This is a genomic window from Buchnera aphidicola (Anoecia corni), assembly GCF_964056675.1.
GTDB lineage: Bacteria > Pseudomonadota > Gammaproteobacteria > Enterobacterales > Enterobacteriaceae > Buchnera_E > Buchnera_E aphidicola_B.
The window spans coordinates 355,766-375,079 of the sequence record NZ_OZ060371.1; the positions used below are offsets into that span (position 1 = coordinate 355,766).

Sequence of the window (19,314 nt, forward strand, 5' to 3'; positions counted from 1 at the left end):
TCAATGCGTATTATTTGTGTAATTTTATATTGTACTATTTGCAGCTTTAATACTTAGTCGTAATCTTCCTTGTTTGTCAAGTTCTAAGACTTTTACTTGAACTATTTGATTTAAATGCAGATGGTCAGAAACTTTTTCTACATGATTTTTATCTATTTGCGATATATGTACTAATCCTTCTTTTCCTATTCCGATAGATACAAAAGCTCCAAAATCTACAATACGTATAACTCTTCCAGGGTAAATCTTTCCAACTATAATTTCAGCTGTAATTTCTTTAATTCTTCGAATAGCATGAATAGCTTTTTCTTGTAAAGCAGAAGATATTTTTATCATTCCACTATCTTCTATTTCTATAGTTGTACCTGTTTCTTCTGTTAACATTCTAATAATTGAACCTCCTTTTCCAATTACATCTTTTATTTTCTCAGGATTTATTTTAATTGTATAAATTCTAGGAGCATATATCGATATTTCTTTTTTTGGAATATTTATTGATTCATTCATTGTCTTTAAGATTTTTAAACGAGCCTCTTTTGCTTGATATAATGTTTCTTCAATAATTTTTTGGTTTATTCCATTGATTTTCATATCCATTTGTAGTGCTGTTATTCCTATATCATTTCCAGATATTTTAAAATCCATATCTCCAAAAAAATCTTCTTCTCCAATAATATCTGAAAGTATAATATATTTATTTTTTTCTTTTATCAGTCCCATAGCTATTCCTGCTATTCCTGATTTTATTGGTACACCGGCGTCCATTAATGCTAAAGAAGCACCACATACTGAAGCCATTGAAGATGATCCGTTAGATTCAGTAATTTCAGAAACAACTCTAATAGTATATGGAAATTGATTTATTTTAGGCATTACAGATAGTAAACTTCGTTTAGCTAATTTTCCATGTCCAATTTCTCTTCTTTTTGGTGATCCTATTACTCCTATTTCTCCAACTGAATAAGGAGGAAAATTATAATGAAATAAAAAGTTATCAGTTCGGTCTCCGATTAATTCATCTATGTTTTGCGCATCACGGGACGTTCCTAAAGTGATAGATACTAAAGCTTGAGTATCTCCTCTAGTAAATAAAGCTGATCCATGCACCCTTGGTAATAGTCCAGTCTTAATGTTTATTTTTCGAATAGATTTTTTTGATCTTCCGTCAGTTCTTATTTGTTCTTTTAATATTTTTTTTCGAATAGTCTTTTTTAAAATATCTGTATATATATTTTCAATAATTAAATCTTCAAATATTAATTCTTTATTTTTTAAAATTTTAAATAAGTTACATTTTAATGTATTTAACTTTTCTGTTTTTTCAGCTTTTTTTGATTTAAAAAAAATATTTTTAATAGGTATTTCTATTATTTTCTTTATTGTCGAATATAAAACTTGATCGTATTCATGCAATGAATGAGTGTTATAATTTTTAATTATTTTATTTTTTTTTGCAAATATTAAAATATTTTTAATCAATATTTTTTGTTCTTTAAACCCAAATTTAATAGCGTTTAGAATTTTTTTCTCAGATAGCATATTTGATTCAGATTCAATCATAACTACAGATTTATTAGTTGCTGAAACGACTAAATCTAATTCGCTTAATTTTATTACTGTAGTTGAAGGATTTAGTACATATTCATTATTAACGAGTCCTATTCTTGCAATTCCTATAGGTCCTTGAAAAGGAATGTTAGACAGAGTAAGAGCAGTGGAAGTTCCAATAATAGCTGCTAAATCTGGATTTACTTCTGGATTTAGAGATAAAACTGTAGCAATTATTTGCACTTCATTTGAAAACCCTTTTTTAAATAAAGGACGAATTGGTCTATCAATTAAACGAGCAATTAATATTTCGTTTTCACTTGGCCTTCCTTCTCTTCTAAAAAATCCTCCTGGTATACGACCTGCTGCATATGTTCTTTCTTGATAATTAACTGATAAAGGAATAAAATTTCTATCTATTAGTGTAGAAGATTCTTTTTCTACGATAGTAATTAATACAACAGTACCATCCATATTTATTAAAACAGAAGAAGTAGCTTGTCGGGCAATTAATCCTGTTTCTAAACTGATTGTATGTTGTCCATATTGAAACTTATGGAAAATTGGATTTAACAAAACTAGTATCCTTAAAATTAAATAAGATTGAATATATAATTTAAATTGAATTATAAAAACATATTTTACACTGTATAACTTATTATAAACGTACAAATAATTTTATTAGAATTAAAAAAGGGCTATTTGGAGCCCTTTTAAAGGAGTATTTCATCAAAAATATTACTTTAGCTTAGTGACGTAAAGATAATTTATTAATTATTAGATGATATTGATCTAAATAATTTATTTTTAAATATTTAAGTAATTTTCTACGATAAGATATTATCTTTATAAGTCCTCTTCTTCCAGAATGATCTTTTTTGTGTAAAGAAAAATGATTTTGCAGTTGATTTATTCTTTCAGTTAATAAAGCTACTTGAACTATTGAACGTCCACTATCTTTTTCATTTTTTCCAAATTGTGTGATAATTTGTTGTTTTTTTCTAGCTGTTATTGACATATATAAATTTTCCATACTTAATAATAAAATTTATATTTAACTAAAATATTCACTATTTAAGAAAAATAATTTTAAATTAAATATTTTTAATTTTGTTAAACTTGTAAAATTAGAATATTATTCTTTTTGGAAAAAGAACAGTTTTATCTTTTATAAATCCAATACCTATTAGTATCTTTTTTTTTTCTGATTTTACTCTTATTATTCCATTAAAAGTATTATTTTTTTTTAGAAATATGTTATTTCCATTCTTAAATAAACGTTCTTCTTCAGAATTTAAAACTATTTCATTTAGATGATATAAAGCAGAGTCTATTGAAATTAAAAGTCTATCTATTTTCTTATAAAATATAGAAGGAGAAATTAAATTTTTAAAGTTATTTTTTAACTTTTGTAGTAAATTAAAATTTATTAAATCAGATTCTATATAATGTGCTATTTTTAGTCTTCTTAAAAAGACTATATGAGCACCACATTTTAATTTTTCTCCTATATCATGAATTAAAGAACGGATGTAAGTTCCTTTAGAACAACTAAGCTTTATTTCTATAAGATTGTTCTTATTATTTATATACTGGATATCACTAATATGTACTAATCTTTTTTTTCTGTTTATAAAAATATTTTTTCGTGCGTAAAAATATAATGGTTTACCTTTATATTTTATAGCTGAATACATTGGTGGTATCTGATAGGTATATCCAGTAAATTGATTTAAAACTTTTCTTATTTTTTGATCATTTACGTTTATTTTCCGTATTAATAATACTTCTCCTTCAGAATCAAATGTTGAAGTACTTTGACCTAATTTAAAAATTACATGATAAGTTTTATTTGAGTTTAGTAAATATTGTGCAATTTTTGTAGCTTCTCCAAAACAAATAGGTAACATTCCTGAAGCAATCGGGTCTAAAGATCCAGTATGTCCTGCTTTTTTAGCACAAAAAATTTTTTTTACTTTTTGCAAAATATTATTTGATGAATATCCACATGGTTTATCTAAAAGTAATATTCCATTTACAGATCGATATATTATTAAAGCAGACATTAAACACCTTATGAATATTTTTAATAAATTAAATTATTTTTTCTTTATTTGATTTATTATATTGCTAATGTAATTACCTGTTGAAAAAGAAGTATCGTGTTTAAAATTCAATATTGGAATGATTCTTAATTGTATTTTTTTTGATAGTAATAATCTAACATATCCAGAACAATTTTGAATTATTTTAATAGTTTTATTGCAAATGTTTTTATTATTTTCTGTTATAAAACCAATATATACATTAGCATTAAATAAGTCTTTTGACAGTGTTATATCTAAAATAGTTAACATAGAATTTATAATTCGTGGATCGTTAATTTTTTTTAAAAAAATATAAGAAATTTCTTTTTTTAAGATTTCTGAAATGCGTATTGATCGGTAATGTTTTCCATTCATAATTGTATTAAATTATAGTTATTTTACTATTTTACTGAAATATACAACTAATAATTTATTATAATAAATTATAGATATACTTTGTGTGGTTTAAATATATTAAAAAAATTAAAAAATTAAAAAAATAAAAATTTATAAGTTTGTTTCTGTTAATTGAAATACCTCTATTATATCATTAACGCGAATATCGTTATAGTTTTTTACACCAATTCCACATTCTACTCCGTTTCTTACTTCAATAACATCATCTTTAAATCTTCTAAGTGATTCTAACTCTCCTGTGTATATTACTTTACTATCTCTTAGAATATTTGTAGAACAATGTCGTTTTATTATTCCACTCGTAACCATGCATCCTGCGATTGTTCCAAATTTTGGTGATTTGAATATATTTCTTACAGTGGCTAATCCAATAATTTTTTGAACTTTTTTTGGAATTAATAATTCATTAACAGAAATTTTTATAGCGTCTAATAAATCATAAATAACAGAATAATACCTAATATCTACTTTTTCTAATTGAATTAATTTTTTAGATAAAGAATTTGCTCTAACATTAAAACCTATAATAATGGATTTAGAAGCAATAGCTAGAGATACGTCTGTTTCTTTTATTCCACCTACTCCTGATCCTACAATTTTTATTTTTGTAGTTTCAGTAGAAACTTTTTGCAATGCTGTTTTAATCGCTTCTAAAGAACCTTGCGTGTCTGATTTTAAAATTAAATTTAATCCTAAATTAGTTTTTTTATTTAAATTATTAAAGATAGTATCTAATGTTAAAAATTTTTCTTTAGACAATTTATATTCTTGTAATTTTTTTTGTCTGTATAAAGCAATTTCCTTAGCTTGTTTTTCATTTTTAACAACATTAATTTTATCTCCAGATATAGGTATATCAGATAGACCAAATATTTGAACTGGAATAGAAGGTTTAGCATATTTAACTAATTTACTTGCTTCATTTTTTATAACTTTAATTTTTCCATAAGTACAACCACATAATACAATGTTTCCTTTTTTTAATACTCCTTCTCTTATTAAAATAGTAGCGACTGGACCTAATCCTTTATCTAAGAAAGATTCTAAAACTATTCCTTCAGCTAATCCGCAAGATGATGCTTTTAGTTCTAACATCTCAGCTTGAAGTAGGATAGCATCTAATAAATTTGGTATACCTTCTCCTGTTTTAGAAGAAATTTTAACAAACATAGTTTCTCCACCCCATTCTTCTGAAACAATATTGTGTTTTATGAGTTCTTTTTGTATTTTTTTTGGATTAGAATCAGATTTATCAATTTTATTTATAACTATGATAATAGGTGATTTTGCTGCTTTAGCATGTTGAATAGCTTCTATTGTCTGAGGTTTAACTCCATCATCAGCAGCAATTATTAAAATTACTATATCTGTTATGTTAGCACCTCTAGCTCTCATAGCTGTAAATGCTGCATGTCCAGGAGTATCCAAGAAAGTTATAGTGTTTATTTCATTAACTTTGACATTATAAGCTCCAATATGTTGAGTTATTCCTCCTGCTTCTTTGTCAACAGTGTTAATTTTTCGTATACAATCTAACAGAGTTGTTTTACCATGATCTACATGTCCCATAATTGTGACTATAGGAGGTCTTATTATTAACTTTTGATTTCCTAATTTTTCTTTATTTAATAATGATTCTTCTAAATAGTTTGCTTTTTTTATTATTACTTTATGCCCCATTTCTTCAGCAATTAATTGAGCTATATCTTGATCAATTATTTCATTATTTTTAAATGAAATACCTAGTTCTTTTGCTACTTGTAACACTTTGTTTTTTTTTGTTGCCATTTTATTAGATAGTTCATGTATAGTAATTTTTTCTCTTATTATAATGTTCCTTTTTATAATTTTTAATGGTTTTTTGAATCCATGTAATGGTGTTAAATGTTCTTTTATATTTTTATTTTTAGACAGGATTTGAGCATTTTTTTTATTTAAATTTTTATTTTCTATATTATTTACGGGTTTTTTATTTTTTTTTGATATAAATAATTTTTTTTTTACCTTAGAATTGTTTTTAGCGGAATTGTTTTTATCTAGATTAATATTGAATTTATTATTATTTATAAAAGATTTTAAATTATTGTTTTTTTCTATTTTGTTTTTTTTTATTTTATTAATTTTATCGTCTATAGGTTTTTTTCTTGTTACAGTGTTAACTTTGTTAAGTTTAAATTTTTTTTTTGAATATTTTTGTAGTTTTTTAGAATCTTTTTCATCAGAAATTAAAACGTTTTCAGAATTTTGAGTATTGTTTTTTTTAGTATCTATTACTTTCTTAGAAACAAGAATATTATTCTTATTCTTTTTAGAATCTAAAATAATGTTTTTTTGAAAATATTTTTTTTCATTTTTTTTAACATTATTAGTATTTTTTTTATCAAATATATTTTGTTTTCTTCTAAACTCTATTTTTACAGTTTTAGTTTTACCATTACTATTAGAAACATTTAATATACTGTGAACTTTTCTTTTTAATGTAAAAGTATTCTTTTTATGTACTGATTCGTTTTTAATAAATTTTAAAAACATTGTTTTTTCTGTATTATCGATTACATCTTTATTATTTTTAACAATTCCTATTTTTTTAAAAATTTGAATTATTCGATCTATCGATAAATTAATCTCTTTTGAAAATGTATTTAAAGTAATTTTATTCATATTTTCTCTTATCTTAAAATTTACAATTAGAAATTAATAAAATTTAATCAAAATATATTCTTGTTCAATATGTATTTAATTTTAATAGATTTTTATAAATAAAAATTTATTGTTTATATTCTTTAATCTAAAATGTTTATTTTCTAATTTCAAATTATAATTTTTTTATTAAAATTCTTAGATTAATATTTATTTATTTATTCTTTTTTTATCAGTTTTTTTTAAATATTTAATCGCATTTGATTGAATTTTTTTAGCAACATCTAATTCTATTCCTTGAATGTTAGACCATTCATGTAATTCTACATAAGCTAATTCTTCAATAGAAGAAAATCCATGTTGAATTAATAGTTCAGAAATGTTCTCTTGTAAATTTATTTTTTTTTTAAATAAATTAATTATGTTTTTTTTTTCTTCTGTTTTTTTTATATTTAATTCGTCTACCGTCATTATATTTAATTCCCAACCACTTAATTGAGAGGCTAGTCGAACGTTTTGTCCGTTTCTTCCTATAGCTTGAGCAAGATTTTCATTAATTACAGCTACATCCATTATATTAGAGTTTTCATCTGCTACAATAGAAGATACTTCTGCTGGAGACATAGCGTTGATAACAAATTGAACCGGATCTTTGTCCCATAAAACAATGTCTATTCTTTCACCACATAATTCTTCAGAAACTGCTTGAACTCGGGCTCCTCTCATCCCAACACATGCACCGACAGGATCTATTCGTGTATCGTTAGTTTTTACAGCAATTTTAGCTCTAGATCCTGGATCTCGAGTAGCTGCTTTTATTTCAATAATACCTTCTCCTATTTCTGGTACTTCTATTCGAAAAAGCTCAGTTAACATAGTTATTTGTGATCTACTTACAAATAATTGTGCTCCTTTTGACTCTAAATTTATATTATAAAGTATCCCTCTTATTCTATCTCCAGGTCTAAAGTTTTCTCTAGGAAGCATTTCTTCTCGTATAATTAATGCTTCAGCACCGTTTCCTAAGTCTAGAGAAATACTTTCTCTATTTATTTTTTTTACTATTCCAGTAACAATATTACCAATTTTTTCTCTGAATCCTTCAACTATCATCATTCTTTCAGCTTCACGTACTTTTTGTACAATAACTTGTTTAGCTGTTTGAGTAGTTATCCTATCAAAAGTCACAGAAGAAATAATATCTTCTACATAAGAACCTAATTGAAGAGTAGGATCATCTAATCTAGCAGCTTCTATTGTAATTTCTTTTGTTGGATAACAAACATGGTTAACAATTAACCATCTTCTGAAAGTAAGAAAACTTCCATTTTTTCTATTTATACTCACTCGAACTTCTATCTCTTGTTCATATTTTTTTTTAGTAGCAGTGGCTAATGCTAGTTCTAACGTTTCAAATATTATTTCACGAGGAAGTGATTTTTCATTAGAAACAGCTTCTACAACCGCTAAAATTTCTTTATTCATTTTTAAATTTTCTCAAATTAAATTATTTTTTACTAAAGATAAATTCATGCTTTTCTTAATATTTTAATTGTTTAAATTTTAAATAATTTACTATAATAAATTTATATACAAAATAATTCTTATTGGTTATTAACAAATTTTTTTTAAACATAATAATTGAGCAAGATATAAAAAATATAAAAAATTTTTTTTAAAAAAATATTTATATTGAATAATAAGAACTTTTTTTTAATATATAAACTTATGTATATATAAAAATAATTTTTGTTAAAATGATTGTATAATAATAAAAAACCCCGTTTTTTCGGGGCTTTTTTATAAATTCTAGATTTTTTTTCTTAATAAATTATATCAATAGTTCTTTTTTAAACGTTTTATTGTTTTAGTTTACTAAATATAAAAAAGATATATATATATATTATATATTTAATCTTATTTATCAAACAGACAAAAAAATTATGCCGAGAACGGGAATCGAACCCGTACACCTATATTAAGGTACTACTCCCTCAAAGTAGCGTGTATACCAGATTTCACCACCTCGGCAATTTAAAAAATAAATAATTTGTATCACTTAAACATATATACGTGTGTATGGCTATAAAAATAAATATCTTTTATATATGAACAATATGATTTATATCTTTATTCAGGTGCTTCATATTGGTTTTATGTTTAATACTTAAATTAGATAATACAATATTTAATATAAAAAACATTATTGATAAGAAAACTGTAATTTTTAATATAAATTGATTAGTATTGCCATTATTGCTAAAAATATTGAATATGGAAGAAGAATTTAAATCATAAGATTTGTCTATACTTGTTCCTTCTTGCAACATGATAAAAACAATTAAAAAAAGTGATGTTAACATAAATAAACAAAACATAAATTGATACATAAAATATCCTGCAGAATAGCGTATTTTATTTTTTATATCTTAACTTTTATTATACAATATAATTAATACTGTGAGTATATATTATTAAATAATTGAGTATTTATCTAGCAAATACAATTTCTTTTAAAAAACAATTTTTAAAAAAATAATTATAAAAGTGAACAAATATAAACATATAATTTAAATAGTAATTATTTTTTAAATTTAAAAATCAATACTGATTGATATATATTATTTAAGGTTTAAATGATAAAACTGTAATAGGTTTAACCACTATTTTTATAAGACAATTTATTTCGTCGCTTTAAATTATTTTCTATATATAGTAAAGGTTTTTTTTGTAATTATAAATTATAACTAATACGTAAAACTTTAGTTGTACAATAGTATTTATATACTTAATAAAATAATGTCATGTTTAGTAAATAATATAATTATATTATAATTTCTTTATAAGAAATAAAACAAAATGTTGGATATAAATTAATAAAATTAAATAAATATTAAGAATAATAAGTGTATATGATTTTTTTATTTTAAAAAAATTCAATCTTTTGTTTATTCTAAAACTTTTACAAAAAATACTTATTTTTGGTTATTTAAATATAAATTTGTTATATAACTTTAAATTCATATTAATTATTTTAATTTAATTTAATAAAGTTATTATATAAATGCTGTTTTTGTTAATATAGTTACAATAAAATTATAAAAGTAAAAAAAAATATTAATCTTAAGAAGATGAGTTCTATATATAAGTAGATATACAATATTTATTTTCATAAATATTAAATACATTTAACGTATTTTGCATAAATAACGGTTTAGACTACTAATTTTATATAGATAAAAAATCTTAAAAGATTTTTTATTCTATATATGTATATTTTAGTTCTAACTGTTTGAGTATTACTTTCACTAATATATAATTAGTTATACAAAATGAATGATTCTTAGCTTCAACTAATTTTTTAAAAAGATAATAAATTTGTTTTATTTATATAGGTTTTCTTGACATTAAATTTTCAATTTGATCAGAATTGATAGTTTCATATTTTATTAAAGCATCTTTCATAGCATGTAATATGTCTAGGTTTTCCTTTAAAATTTTTTTAGCTCTAGAATAATTGTTTTCTATTAATAATTTTACTTCTTCATCAATTATATTTGCTATTTCATTAGAGATTCGGTTAATTTTCATTGATCTTTTTTCTAAAAAGCTATTTTTTTCTTCTTCAGAATATAAAATAGGACCTAATCTAGTTGAAAATCCCCATAAAGTAATCATATTTTTAGCTATATTTGTTGCCATTTTAATATCATTATATGCTCCAGTAGATACTTTATTTTTTCCATAGATTATTTCTTCTGCTAATCTTCCTCCATATAAAGTTGAAATTTTACTTTCTAATTTTTCTTTATTGATACTAAATTCATCTTCTTCTGGTAAGAAAAAAGTGACACCTAAAGCTTTTCCTCTAGGAATAATTGTTACTTTGTGCGCTGGATCATGATTAGGTACGAGGCGTCCAACAATTACATGTCCTGATTCATGGTAAGCTGTACATTCTTTTTGCTTATCAGTCATAACTAAAGATCGTCGTTCTGCACCTAATACAATTTTATCTTTTGCTTTTTCTAATTCTAACATAGAAACTGTTTTTCGATTTTTTCTTGCTGCGAATAATGCTGATTCATTTATTAAATTAGCAAGGTCTGCTCCTGAAAAACCCGGAGTTCCTCTAGCTATTATTTTAGGATCTACATTTTTATCTAATGGAATGTTTTTCATATGTACTTGTAAAATTTTAGTTCTTCCTTTAATATCCGGAAGGTCTACTATTACTTGTCTATCAAATCTTCCTGGACGTAAAAGGGCAGGATCTAAAATATCTGGACGATTAGTAGCTGCTACGATTATAATTCCAGAATTACTATCAAATCCATCCATTTCTACTAACATTTGATTTAAAGTTTGTTCTCGTTCTTCATTTCCACTTCCAATGTTAAAACCACGTTGACGTCCAACAGCGTCAATTTCATCTATAAAAATTATGCACGGTGCTGATTTTCTGGATATCTCAAACATATCTCTTACTCTAGATGCACCAATACCAACAAACATTTCTACAAAATCTGAACCTGAAATTGAAAAAAATGGAACCTTTGCTTCTCCTGCAATAGCTTTAGCTAATAAAGTTTTTCCAGTTCCAGGAGGGCCAATCATTAATACTCCTTTTGGAATTTTACCTCCTAATTTTTTAAATTTTAACGGTTCTTTCAAATATTCTACTAATTCTGCTACTTCTTCTTTTGCTTCATCACAACCTTCAACGTCTGAAAAAGTAGTTTTAATTTTGTTGGAAGAAAGCATTTTTGCTTTACTTCTTCCAAAAGACATAGGTCCTTTTCCACCACCGATTTGAATGTTGCGAATAAAAAAAAACCATGCTGCAATTAGTAATATCATCGGAAACCAAGATATAAGAACAGACATAAGTATATTAGGTTTGTCTATCATATTTCCAAAAATTTTTACTTTTTTAATTACAAGATTATTAATTAGTTGCGGATCATTCATAGGCATGAATGTGCGGTAAGTAGTATTATTTTTTTTTATAACTAATATATCGTGTTCATTAATATGTGTTTCTCGAATTTGATTAAGTTTAACATCTGATAAAAAAGTAGAGTAGTCTACATTAGGTAAATCTTTTTCGATAAAATTAAAACTTTGAAATATAAACATTGATATTAATACAACAACTAGCCATAAGACTAAGTTTTTAATCATGTCACTCAAAAGATAAACCTCCTCATAAATAACATAACGGTTTTAAAAAAATATCTAGATTAATTTTTTTTTTTTGGTCTAGATGCTAGAATATATAATTCGCGAGAAAAAGAACGTGATGATCGTGGTTTATAAATTTTAACTAAAACAAAATGCTTGCGTATTTCGTTTATATATTGATTTAATTCTATTCCTTGAAATGTTTTTACTAAAAAAAAACCATTTTTTTTTAAAACTTTTTTTGCGATAAGTAATGAAATATTACATAAATTAATAGAACGAACATTGTCAACAAGACGAACACCTGTCAAATTTGGCGACATATCTGACATAACTACATGAATAGAGATTGTTTTAAAAAAATTTAATAATGATTCCAGTAGCGAACTATCATTAACAATATCACCTTGATTGAAAATAACATTTTTAATTGGTTTCATAGGTTTTATATCATAGGCATAGACAACTCCTTTATTACCTATTTTAGATACTGCATATTGAGCCCAGCTTCCTGGGGCTGATCCTAAATCTATTATTTTATGTTTAAGTTTAAATAAGTTTTCTTTTTCATCTATTTCTTTTAATTTAAACCATGCTCTAGAACGAATGTTGTTTTTATAAGATTCTTTAACGTAATAATCTTTTATATGATTTTTTATCCAAGAATTAGTTTTAAAAGAAAAATGTTTAATCAAAATTAAATTAAACCTCAGTTGTTATAAAATACACATATTATTATTATTATGTAGTAATAGTACTATACAATATTAATTTAAGTAATATACTTATATATTATTTTTATAATAATATTTCGAATATATTGTATTAATTTTTTATAAATTAAACTCATTTTTAAGTATCAACATATTTTTTTATTAAAAATATACAATGTTTAATATTTACTTTAATTCAATTTTTTTTAAATATGTTCAATTTTTAATATTTTAAAGCTTTTTTTTCCGTTTGGTGTAACAATATGCACTATTTGATGTAATTTTTTACTTATTAATCCTCTTGCTAATGGAGAATTAATAGAAATTAAATTATGTTTAATATTTGCTTCATCATCTCCTACAATTTTGTAGGTAATATTTGTATTATTTTCAGTATTTAGAAGAGTCACTGTTACTCCAAAAATTACTTTTTTCTGATTATTTATTTTCGTGATGTCAATTACTTGAGCATTAGAAAGCATTTTTTGAATATTTTGAATTCTTCCTTCACAAAATCCTTGTTCTTCTCTAGCAGAATGATATTCGGCATTTTCTTTTAGATCACCATGCTTTCTAGCTTCTGAAATAGCTGATATTATTTTTGGACGTTGAACATGTTTTAAATATTTTAATTCTTCTCGAAGTTTTTTTTCACCAGATACTGTCATAGGAATATAGTTCACCATAAGAATACCTTCTTGTTTATCCGTCAATTGTTAATTAACTAATTGAAATCATTTTTTAAAATCATTTTAAATATATTAATTTTCATAAAATTGTAGATTATTTAGTATAAATATACTATGTTTATTCTTGTCTTAAAAAGAATAAGTATTTATTTTTGATAAGATTTTTTTTATTAAATAAAATTTTTTTTTATTTAGTAAAAACAACATTTTTAACTTATAATTAAATTAAAAAATAGTTGATGTGAATTAAAAAAAATTAGTCAATTATTATTGTTTGTATGAATAATAAGATATACTCAATTTATTAAGTGTTTAGATAAACATTTAAAAAAATATATTTAATAAAATTAAACTGTATTATTTATATTTAGATTAACGTTTAAGTATTTTACTTTTTTAGTAAAATAATATAATAATATATTATTATGCGAAATTTAACTATGAAATATAAGAAAATAGAAAAATTGTTGAAAATAAACATTTGTTTAGAACAAGTGTTTGTTAGTGGTGAAAATAATCATATTAACATAGTAGTAATAGGTGATGTCTTCATAGGAATGAATCAAGTTAAACGGCAACAATTAGTGTATGAACCACTAATGAAGTATTTTTCTGATGAGACAATACATTCTATAAATATAGAAGCATATTCTTTAAAAGAATGGAAAAAAAACAAATTGTTAAAATAACTATTAATTATAATCATATTTTATATGAAATACACAAATATGATTAAATAAATAATTGTTATATATTATTTATTGTATATAAATTTAAAAAAAATATAAAATATTTTTATTTTTAATAAATAATGAATGTGCTTATATATGTTTTATATACCATGAATAATATAATTATTCAGTAATTCATAGTTTGACAATCTATTATTATAAAGTATTTGTTTAAATACAAAATATACTATTTTTTTAATAATAATAATTTAATTAATAGAATTGTATTTAAAAAATATTCATAAATAAAAAAAATGATAAAAAAATAGTTTTAACCTGAAAAATATGATTTAAACAGTATATATTTTTGTTATTAATATGAATTGAATAGAAAAACATATATATAAATGAAATATTTCATTTATTTAAGTGATGTTTTACTTGTTTTACAGAAAAATACATCGTAAAGAATATTTTTAGTGAGTCGTTCATAATTATTTAAAAAAAAACATTAATTCATAGTAATGTTAATGTTTCAAAAATTCAAAATGCTTGTAAAGTTGATACGTTTTTAAAAGAATAATTTCATTAGTATAAAATACCTATATTTGTTTTATAAATTAAAAGAAAATACTTTTTTTATTTTTGTATAGTTTAAAACTAAATTAATATTATTGATTAGCATGTATAACTGCAAAAAAAAATATGTGAGTATTGTTTATACAATAAATAGTATTAGTGCTAATTAATACATGCTATTTTTATAGAATAAAATTTTTTATATTTTATAACATATTTTAAATTAAATATATTAAATCACATTTAAGTTTAAATTCTAAATATTTTTAATAAAAATAAATCATATGTTTATTTACGTAAAATAGATTAATTTTATTGATAGTTTACAAGAAGAACGGAGAATTATAATGTATGCAATTATTTCAAATAGCGGGAAACAATATAAAGTGAGTGTAGGAAAAATCATTCTATTAGAAAAATTGAATGCTAAAATAGGAGAAAAAATAATATTTAAAAATGTTATTATTCATGTTGGAGAAAAAAATACTAATTTTGGAAATCCATTTTTAAGTAATGTTTTTATTCATGGAAACATATTAGAACATGGTCGTTCAAAAAAAATAAATATTATAAAATTTAACAGAAGAAAGCATTATAAAAAACAACAAGGTCATAGACAGTGGTTTACAACTGTAAAAATTCATAAAATAGAATATAACATTAAGGAATAAATTAGGTTATGGCACAGAAAAAAGCAGGTGGTTCTAGTAGAAACGGACGGGATTCAAAATCTAAAAGATTAGGAATTAAACATTTTGGAGGAGAAACTGTTAAATCTGGAAGTATCATTGTTCGTCAACGTGGAACAAAATTTCATCCTGGTAAAAATATAGGATGTGGAAAAGACCATACTTTATACGCTTTAGTTAATGGATTAGTAAAATTTAAAAGAAAAGGTATAAAGAATAGAAGTTATGTTTATATAATAGAGAATGGAACGTAAGCATAACATATTTTTATGTATATTAAATTAATAATATATATGTTTTAATTTTTATAGCATATCTATTTTAGATTTAACATACTTACAATTAGGACTTTTCTAAAATGAAATTTGTAGATAAAGTATTAATTAAAGTTATCGCTGGAAATGGAGGAAATGGGTGCATTCATTTTAGACGAGAAAAATATGCTCCTAAAGGAGGCCCAGATGGAGGAAATGGAGGAGATGGAGGTGATATATGGGTTCAAGGTGATGAAAATATTAATACTTTGGTAGACTATAGATTTAAAAAAATATTTTTAGCAGGTAACGGAGAATCTGGAAAATCTAATAATGCATCAGGAAGAAAAGGAAAAGATACAACTATTTTTGTTCCATTAGGAACTAGAATTATAGATTTTGATTCAAAAAATATAATATTTGATGTAACTATTATTGGAAAAAAACTATTATTAGCTAAAGGAGGATGGCACGGATTAGGAAATACTCGATTTAAATCTCCTACTAGAAGAGTTCCTTATAAAAGAACTTTAGGTTCTATAGGAGAAAAAAAAGATTTAATTTTAGAATTATTACTAATAGCTAATATAGGTACATTAGGATTGCCTAATGCAGGAAAGTCGACGTTAGTAAATACGATAACAAAAGCTAAGCCTAAAATTTCTTCCCATCCATTTACTACTATATATCCTACGTTAGGAGTAATTGATAGAATAAAAGAAAAAAAAATTATTATTGCTGATATACCTGGGTTAATTTCTGGTTCTTCTAATGGAGTGGGGTTAGGAATAAGTTTTTTAAAACATTTAGAACGATGTACTCTTTTATTACATTTAATAGATATTTGTCCCTATGATAGTTCAAATGTTTGTAATAATATTCAAATCATTATAAATGAATTAAATAACTACAAGAAAAAAATTTTGTTAAAAAAACATATTTGGACTGTTTTTACTAAAGTTGATTTAGTAAGTGAAGAAAAAACTAAAAAATTATTAAAAACTATCTTGCATAGTTTTCCTCAAATCAAAAAATATTATCTTATTTCATGTTCTGATTCTTTTGGACTAGAAAAATTATGCAACGATATATCTTCTTTCTTTTATAAATAAAAATTTTATTTATATTTTACAATATATACTATATTTATATACTGTTAACTAGAAAATAATAAAAATATTAAGTTTAAAATTAAAATAGGTATGTAATTTTAATAAATAAATCACGTTAGTTTAAATAACCCGGATCACTCATTTAATTAAACCGGGTTAAATGTATGTAAAAACATAATTAAATAATAATCTTTTATTTAACGTTTAGAAAATTGAGGACGTCGTCTTGCTTTTCGTAATCCTACTTTTTTTCTTTCTACTTCCCTGGAATCTCTAGTTACAAATCCCGATTTTCGGAGTACAGGTCTAAAAAAACTATCGTAATCTATTAAAGCCCTTGTTATTCCTTGTTTAATAGCACCAGCTTGACTAGATATACCACCTCCTTTTACTGTGATATATAGATCAAATTTTTCTCTCATATTAATGAGTTCTAAAGGTTGCAAGATTATCATTGAAGAAGTTTTTCGAGAAAAATACTTTTCTAAAGATTTTTTATTAACTGTAATTTTTCCTGTTCCTTTTTTTAAAAAAACACGTGCAGAAGAACTTTTTCTTCTTCCAGTTCCATATTTATATAGTATTTTCATAGAGATGTCCTGATTAAATTTCTAATTTTTGTGGATTTTGAGCAACATGTAAATGATTATTTCCTATATATATTTTAAGTTTTTTTAACATAGATTTTCCTAAAGGTCCTTTAGGCATCATACCTTTAACAGCATTATGTAATATTTTTCTTGCATCTTTTTTAATAAGTTCTTTAAATGTAACTTTTTTTATTCCGCCTATATATCCAGTATGATGATAGTAAATTTTGTTATTGCTTTTTTTTCCGGTTACCCTTATTTTTTCTGTATTTAAAATAATTAAATAATCTCCTGTATCTATATTTGGGGTATATTTTTCTTTATGCTTTCCCCTTAACAATATAGAAATTTGTGTAGCTAATCTTCCTAATATTTTATTGGTCGCATCTATGTAATACCATGATTGTATAAAGTTATTTGGTTTGGCAATAAATGTTTTCATGTAAGTTTAACCTAATACGATTTTTTTAAACAGAAGATATTTTTCTTATAAAAATATTTTATTTATATTTTTTTTAAATATTTTATATATGTCCAAATATCATTGATATTCAATCCTAACATATAAATTTATAATTTAAATTCAATAATTTTAAAAAATTAAATATAGTTTTTTTTATATTTAAATTCTATTAAATTTAGAATTTAAAATAGGGTATTTGAATATTTAAAATTTAATTAAAAATTATTAAACATAAAAAAAAAATAATAATTTTATTGCTAATTAAAAAATTTCAAAAGTATAAATTTTTTTTTAGTTCTAGTTTACTTAAATATTTATTATTGTATTAGCAATTAAAATATAAATATTTTTTTCAAGTTTAATGGTCTTTTATTAAAAATAATGTATATACATAAATTTTTTTCTATATAAAATGTATATACACTTATTATAAGTATAAATTTTAAAAAAATAACCATTAATTATATTAATAACATGATTGTATAGGAAAAAATTATGACTTTTTTAGATCCTTTATTAGAATTAAGAAAAAACATTAACAATATTGATAAAAAAATAATACTTTTACTATCAAAAAGACAATTACTAACAAAAAAAGTTGTAAAAGTTAAAATAAATTATAAAAAAAAGATAAAAGATAAAGAAAGAGAAAAAAAAATGTTAAAAACTTTAGTTAAAATAGGAAAAAAAAACAATCTAAATAAGAATTTTATAATACATTTATTTCAAGTGATTATTAAAGAATCAATTCGTGTACAAAAATATTTGTTAGATAAAGATTATTTGAATAAAAAAAATATTTCAAAAAAAATTTCTTTTCTCGGTCCAAAAGGTTCTTATTCTTACATTGCTTCTTCTCTATTTTTAAAAAAAGAAATAAAAAATGTTGAATATTTTCCGTTCTCTTCTTTTGAAAAGTTAGTTCTAAGTGTAGAAGAGAATAAATCCGACTATTGTATTTTACCTATTAGAAATACTTGTTCTGGTCCTATTTTGCAAAATTATAAATTACTTTTAACTACTAACTTAAATGTTGTAGGAGAAATAGAAATTCCAATTAACCACTATTTGTTAACAATTAAAAAAATATTAATTCAAGATATAGATACTGTCTATAGTCATGAAGAAGTTTTTAAACAATGCAGTACATTTATTTCTCAATTTCCAGAATGGAAAATTAAATTTACAAATAGTACTTCTGAAGCAATGAAAATAGTTTCTACAAACAATAACAAAAATTGTGCTGCTATAGGAAATAAGATTGGAGCGGGTCTTTATAATCTATATAAATTGAAGAAAAATTTATCTAATAAGATTTTAAATACTACTAGGTTTTTTATCTTATCTAGAAATAATATATTACCTATTAATAAAACAAATTATAAAACTACCATATTATTTAGTATTGATGAGAAAAATAATATTATTAACAATATTATTTCCTCACTAAAAAAAGCAAATTTTTATATAAAAAAAATAAAATTACTAAATTATTCGTCAAGTGATATTAAATCAATATTTCACATGGATATCACAAATAATTTTTCACATAAAAAACAATTAGCAATTCTTTACAAACTTGTAAAATTAACTAGATTTTTAAAAATATTAGGATCTTATCCTTATAAAATATAATAAAATTAGATAAATAATTTTATATATAAATACATATGTTTTT

16 protein-coding genes, 1 tRNA gene and 1 pseudogene are annotated in these 19,314 nt (G+C 22.8%); 5 read left to right on the forward strand and 13 right to left on the reverse strand.

The window, feature by feature from the left end; translation table 11 throughout:
• Positions 1-24: 24 nt before the first annotated feature.
• The 11 genes and pseudogenes from pnp to greA form a co-directional block, all read right to left on the reverse strand.
• On the reverse strand, positions 25-2,124 hold the full coding sequence (gene pnp / locus AB4W63_RS01485) for a polyribonucleotide nucleotidyltransferase (RefSeq protein ID WP_367680838.1): 2,100 nt from the start codon (positions 2,122-2,124) through the stop codon (positions 25-27).
• 172 nt (positions 2,125-2,296) lie between these two features.
• A complete protein-coding gene (gene rpsO / locus AB4W63_RS01490; protein ID WP_367680839.1) occupies positions 2,297-2,566 on the reverse strand; it encodes a 30S ribosomal protein S15 in 270 nt (89 codons plus the stop codon).
• A 109-nt stretch (positions 2,567-2,675) separates the two neighbouring features.
• A complete protein-coding gene (gene truB / locus AB4W63_RS01495; RefSeq protein WP_367680840.1) occupies positions 2,676-3,614 on the reverse strand; it encodes a tRNA pseudouridine(55) synthase TruB in 939 nt (312 codons plus the stop codon).
• Positions 3,615-3,647: 33 nt separating this feature from the next.
• Entirely contained in the window at positions 3,648-4,010 is a 363-nt protein-coding gene (gene rbfA, locus AB4W63_RS01500) for a 30S ribosome-binding factor RbfA (protein ID WP_367680841.1), read from the reverse strand.
• A 132-nt stretch (positions 4,011-4,142) separates the two neighbouring features.
• Complete coding sequence (gene infB, locus AB4W63_RS01505) at positions 4,143-6,713, reverse strand: translation initiation factor IF-2 (RefSeq protein WP_367680842.1); 2,571 nt, start codon at positions 6,711-6,713, stop codon at positions 4,143-4,145.
• A 243-nt stretch (positions 6,714-6,956) separates the two neighbouring features.
• A pseudogene (gene nusA, locus AB4W63_RS01510) lies at positions 6,957-8,177 on the reverse strand (transcription termination factor NusA); the annotation flags it as partial.
• Positions 8,178-8,636: 459 nt separating this feature from the next.
• Positions 8,637-8,723 (reverse strand) — tRNA-Leu (locus AB4W63_RS01515).
• 71 nt (positions 8,724-8,794) lie between these two features.
• Complete coding sequence (gene secG, locus AB4W63_RS01520) at positions 8,795-9,082, reverse strand: preprotein translocase subunit SecG (RefSeq protein WP_367680843.1); 288 nt, start codon at positions 9,080-9,082, stop codon at positions 8,795-8,797.
• Between the two features lie 997 nt (positions 9,083-10,079).
• Positions 10,080-11,876, reverse strand: coding sequence for an ATP-dependent zinc metalloprotease FtsH (gene ftsH / locus AB4W63_RS01525; protein ID WP_367680844.1), 1,797 nt, complete (start codon positions 11,874-11,876; stop codon positions 10,080-10,082).
• Between the two features lie 59 nt (positions 11,877-11,935).
• Positions 11,936-12,571, reverse strand: a complete 636-nt coding sequence (locus AB4W63_RS01530) for an RlmE family RNA methyltransferase (RefSeq protein ID WP_367680845.1) — start codon at positions 12,569-12,571, stop codon at positions 11,936-11,938.
• 224 nt (positions 12,572-12,795) lie between these two features.
• Positions 12,796-13,275, reverse strand: a complete 480-nt coding sequence (gene greA / locus AB4W63_RS01535; protein ID WP_367681202.1) for a transcription elongation factor GreA — start codon at positions 13,273-13,275, stop codon at positions 12,796-12,798.
• Between the two features lie 443 nt (positions 13,276-13,718).
• Between greA and AB4W63_RS01540 the strand changes: the two genes are divergently transcribed.
• From AB4W63_RS01540 to cgtA, 4 genes are all read left to right on the forward strand, one after another.
• Positions 13,719-13,967, forward strand: coding sequence for a BolA family protein (locus tag AB4W63_RS01540; protein WP_367680846.1), 249 nt, complete (start codon positions 13,719-13,721; stop codon positions 13,965-13,967).
• 908 nt (positions 13,968-14,875) lie between these two features.
• Positions 14,876-15,199 carry a 50S ribosomal protein L21 gene (gene rplU, locus AB4W63_RS01545; RefSeq protein WP_367680847.1) on the forward strand — a complete coding sequence of 108 codons (324 nt, stop codon included), beginning with the start codon at positions 14,876-14,878 and terminating at the stop codon, positions 15,197-15,199.
• A gap of 8 nt (positions 15,200-15,207) precedes the next feature.
• The gene (gene rpmA, locus AB4W63_RS01550; RefSeq protein ID WP_367680848.1) at positions 15,208-15,471 is read left to right on the forward strand and encodes a 50S ribosomal protein L27; all 264 of its coding nucleotides are present in this window, start codon (positions 15,208-15,210) and stop codon (positions 15,469-15,471) included.
• A gap of 104 nt (positions 15,472-15,575) precedes the next feature.
• Positions 15,576-16,583 carry an Obg family GTPase CgtA gene (gene cgtA / locus AB4W63_RS01555; protein WP_367680849.1) on the forward strand — a complete coding sequence of 336 codons (1,008 nt, stop codon included), beginning with the start codon at positions 15,576-15,578 and terminating at the stop codon, positions 16,581-16,583.
• A gap of 197 nt (positions 16,584-16,780) precedes the next feature.
• Here cgtA and rpsI read toward each other — a convergent pair whose 3' ends face one another.
• Both rpsI and rplM read right to left on the reverse strand, forming a co-directional pair.
• Positions 16,781-17,173 carry a 30S ribosomal protein S9 gene (gene rpsI, locus AB4W63_RS01560; protein WP_367680850.1) on the reverse strand — a complete coding sequence of 131 codons (393 nt, stop codon included), beginning with the start codon at positions 17,171-17,173 and terminating at the stop codon, positions 16,781-16,783.
• Positions 17,174-17,186: 13 nt separating this feature from the next.
• A complete protein-coding gene (rplM, locus tag AB4W63_RS01565) occupies positions 17,187-17,615 on the reverse strand; it encodes a 50S ribosomal protein L13 (RefSeq protein WP_367680851.1) in 429 nt (142 codons plus the stop codon).
• 516 nt (positions 17,616-18,131) lie between these two features.
• On the opposite strand from rplM, the gene AB4W63_RS01570 reads away from it, so the two are divergent.
• Entirely contained in the window at positions 18,132-19,271 is a 1,140-nt protein-coding gene (locus AB4W63_RS01570; protein ID WP_367680852.1) for a prephenate dehydratase domain-containing protein, read from the forward strand.
• Positions 19,272-19,314: the final 43 nt, after the last annotated feature.

What these genes read in the sequence shown, in the direction of transcription:
- rpsO (WP_367680839.1), bottom strand. Translation starts at nt 2,566, where the DNA reads ATGTCAATAACAGCTAGAAAAAAACAACAAATTATCACACAATTTGGA.
- truB (WP_367680840.1), bottom strand. Translation starts at nt 3,614, where the DNA reads ATGTCTGCTTTAATAATATATCGATCTGTAAATGGAATATTACTTTTA.
- rbfA (WP_367680841.1), bottom strand. Translation starts at nt 4,010, where the DNA reads ATGAATGGAAAACATTACCGATCAATACGCATTTCAGAAATCTTAAAA.
- infB (WP_367680842.1), bottom strand. Translation starts at nt 6,713, where the DNA reads ATGAATAAAATTACTTTAAATACATTTTCAAAAGAGATTAATTTATCG.
- secG (WP_367680843.1), bottom strand. Translation starts at nt 9,082, where the DNA reads ATGTATCAATTTATGTTTTGTTTATTTATGTTAACATCACTTTTTTTA.
- ftsH (WP_367680844.1), bottom strand. Translation starts at nt 11,876, where the DNA reads ATGATTAAAAACTTAGTCTTATGGCTAGTTGTTGTATTAATATCAATG.
- greA (WP_367681202.1), bottom strand. Translation starts at nt 13,275, where the DNA reads ATGGTGAACTATATTCCTATGACAGTATCTGGTGAAAAAAAACTTCGA.
- AB4W63_RS01540 (WP_367680846.1), top strand. Translation starts at nt 13,719, where the DNA reads ATGAAATATAAGAAAATAGAAAAATTGTTGAAAATAAACATTTGTTTA.
- rplU (WP_367680847.1), top strand. Translation starts at nt 14,876, where the DNA reads ATGTATGCAATTATTTCAAATAGCGGGAAACAATATAAAGTGAGTGTA.
- rpmA (WP_367680848.1), top strand. Translation starts at nt 15,208, where the DNA reads ATGGCACAGAAAAAAGCAGGTGGTTCTAGTAGAAACGGACGGGATTCA.
- cgtA (WP_367680849.1), top strand. Translation starts at nt 15,576, where the DNA reads ATGAAATTTGTAGATAAAGTATTAATTAAAGTTATCGCTGGAAATGGA.
- rpsI (WP_367680850.1), bottom strand. Translation starts at nt 17,173, where the DNA reads ATGAAAATACTATATAAATATGGAACTGGAAGAAGAAAAAGTTCTTCT.
- rplM (WP_367680851.1), bottom strand. Translation starts at nt 17,615, where the DNA reads ATGAAAACATTTATTGCCAAACCAAATAACTTTATACAATCATGGTAT.
- AB4W63_RS01570 (WP_367680852.1), top strand. Translation starts at nt 18,132, where the DNA reads ATGACTTTTTTAGATCCTTTATTAGAATTAAGAAAAAACATTAACAAT.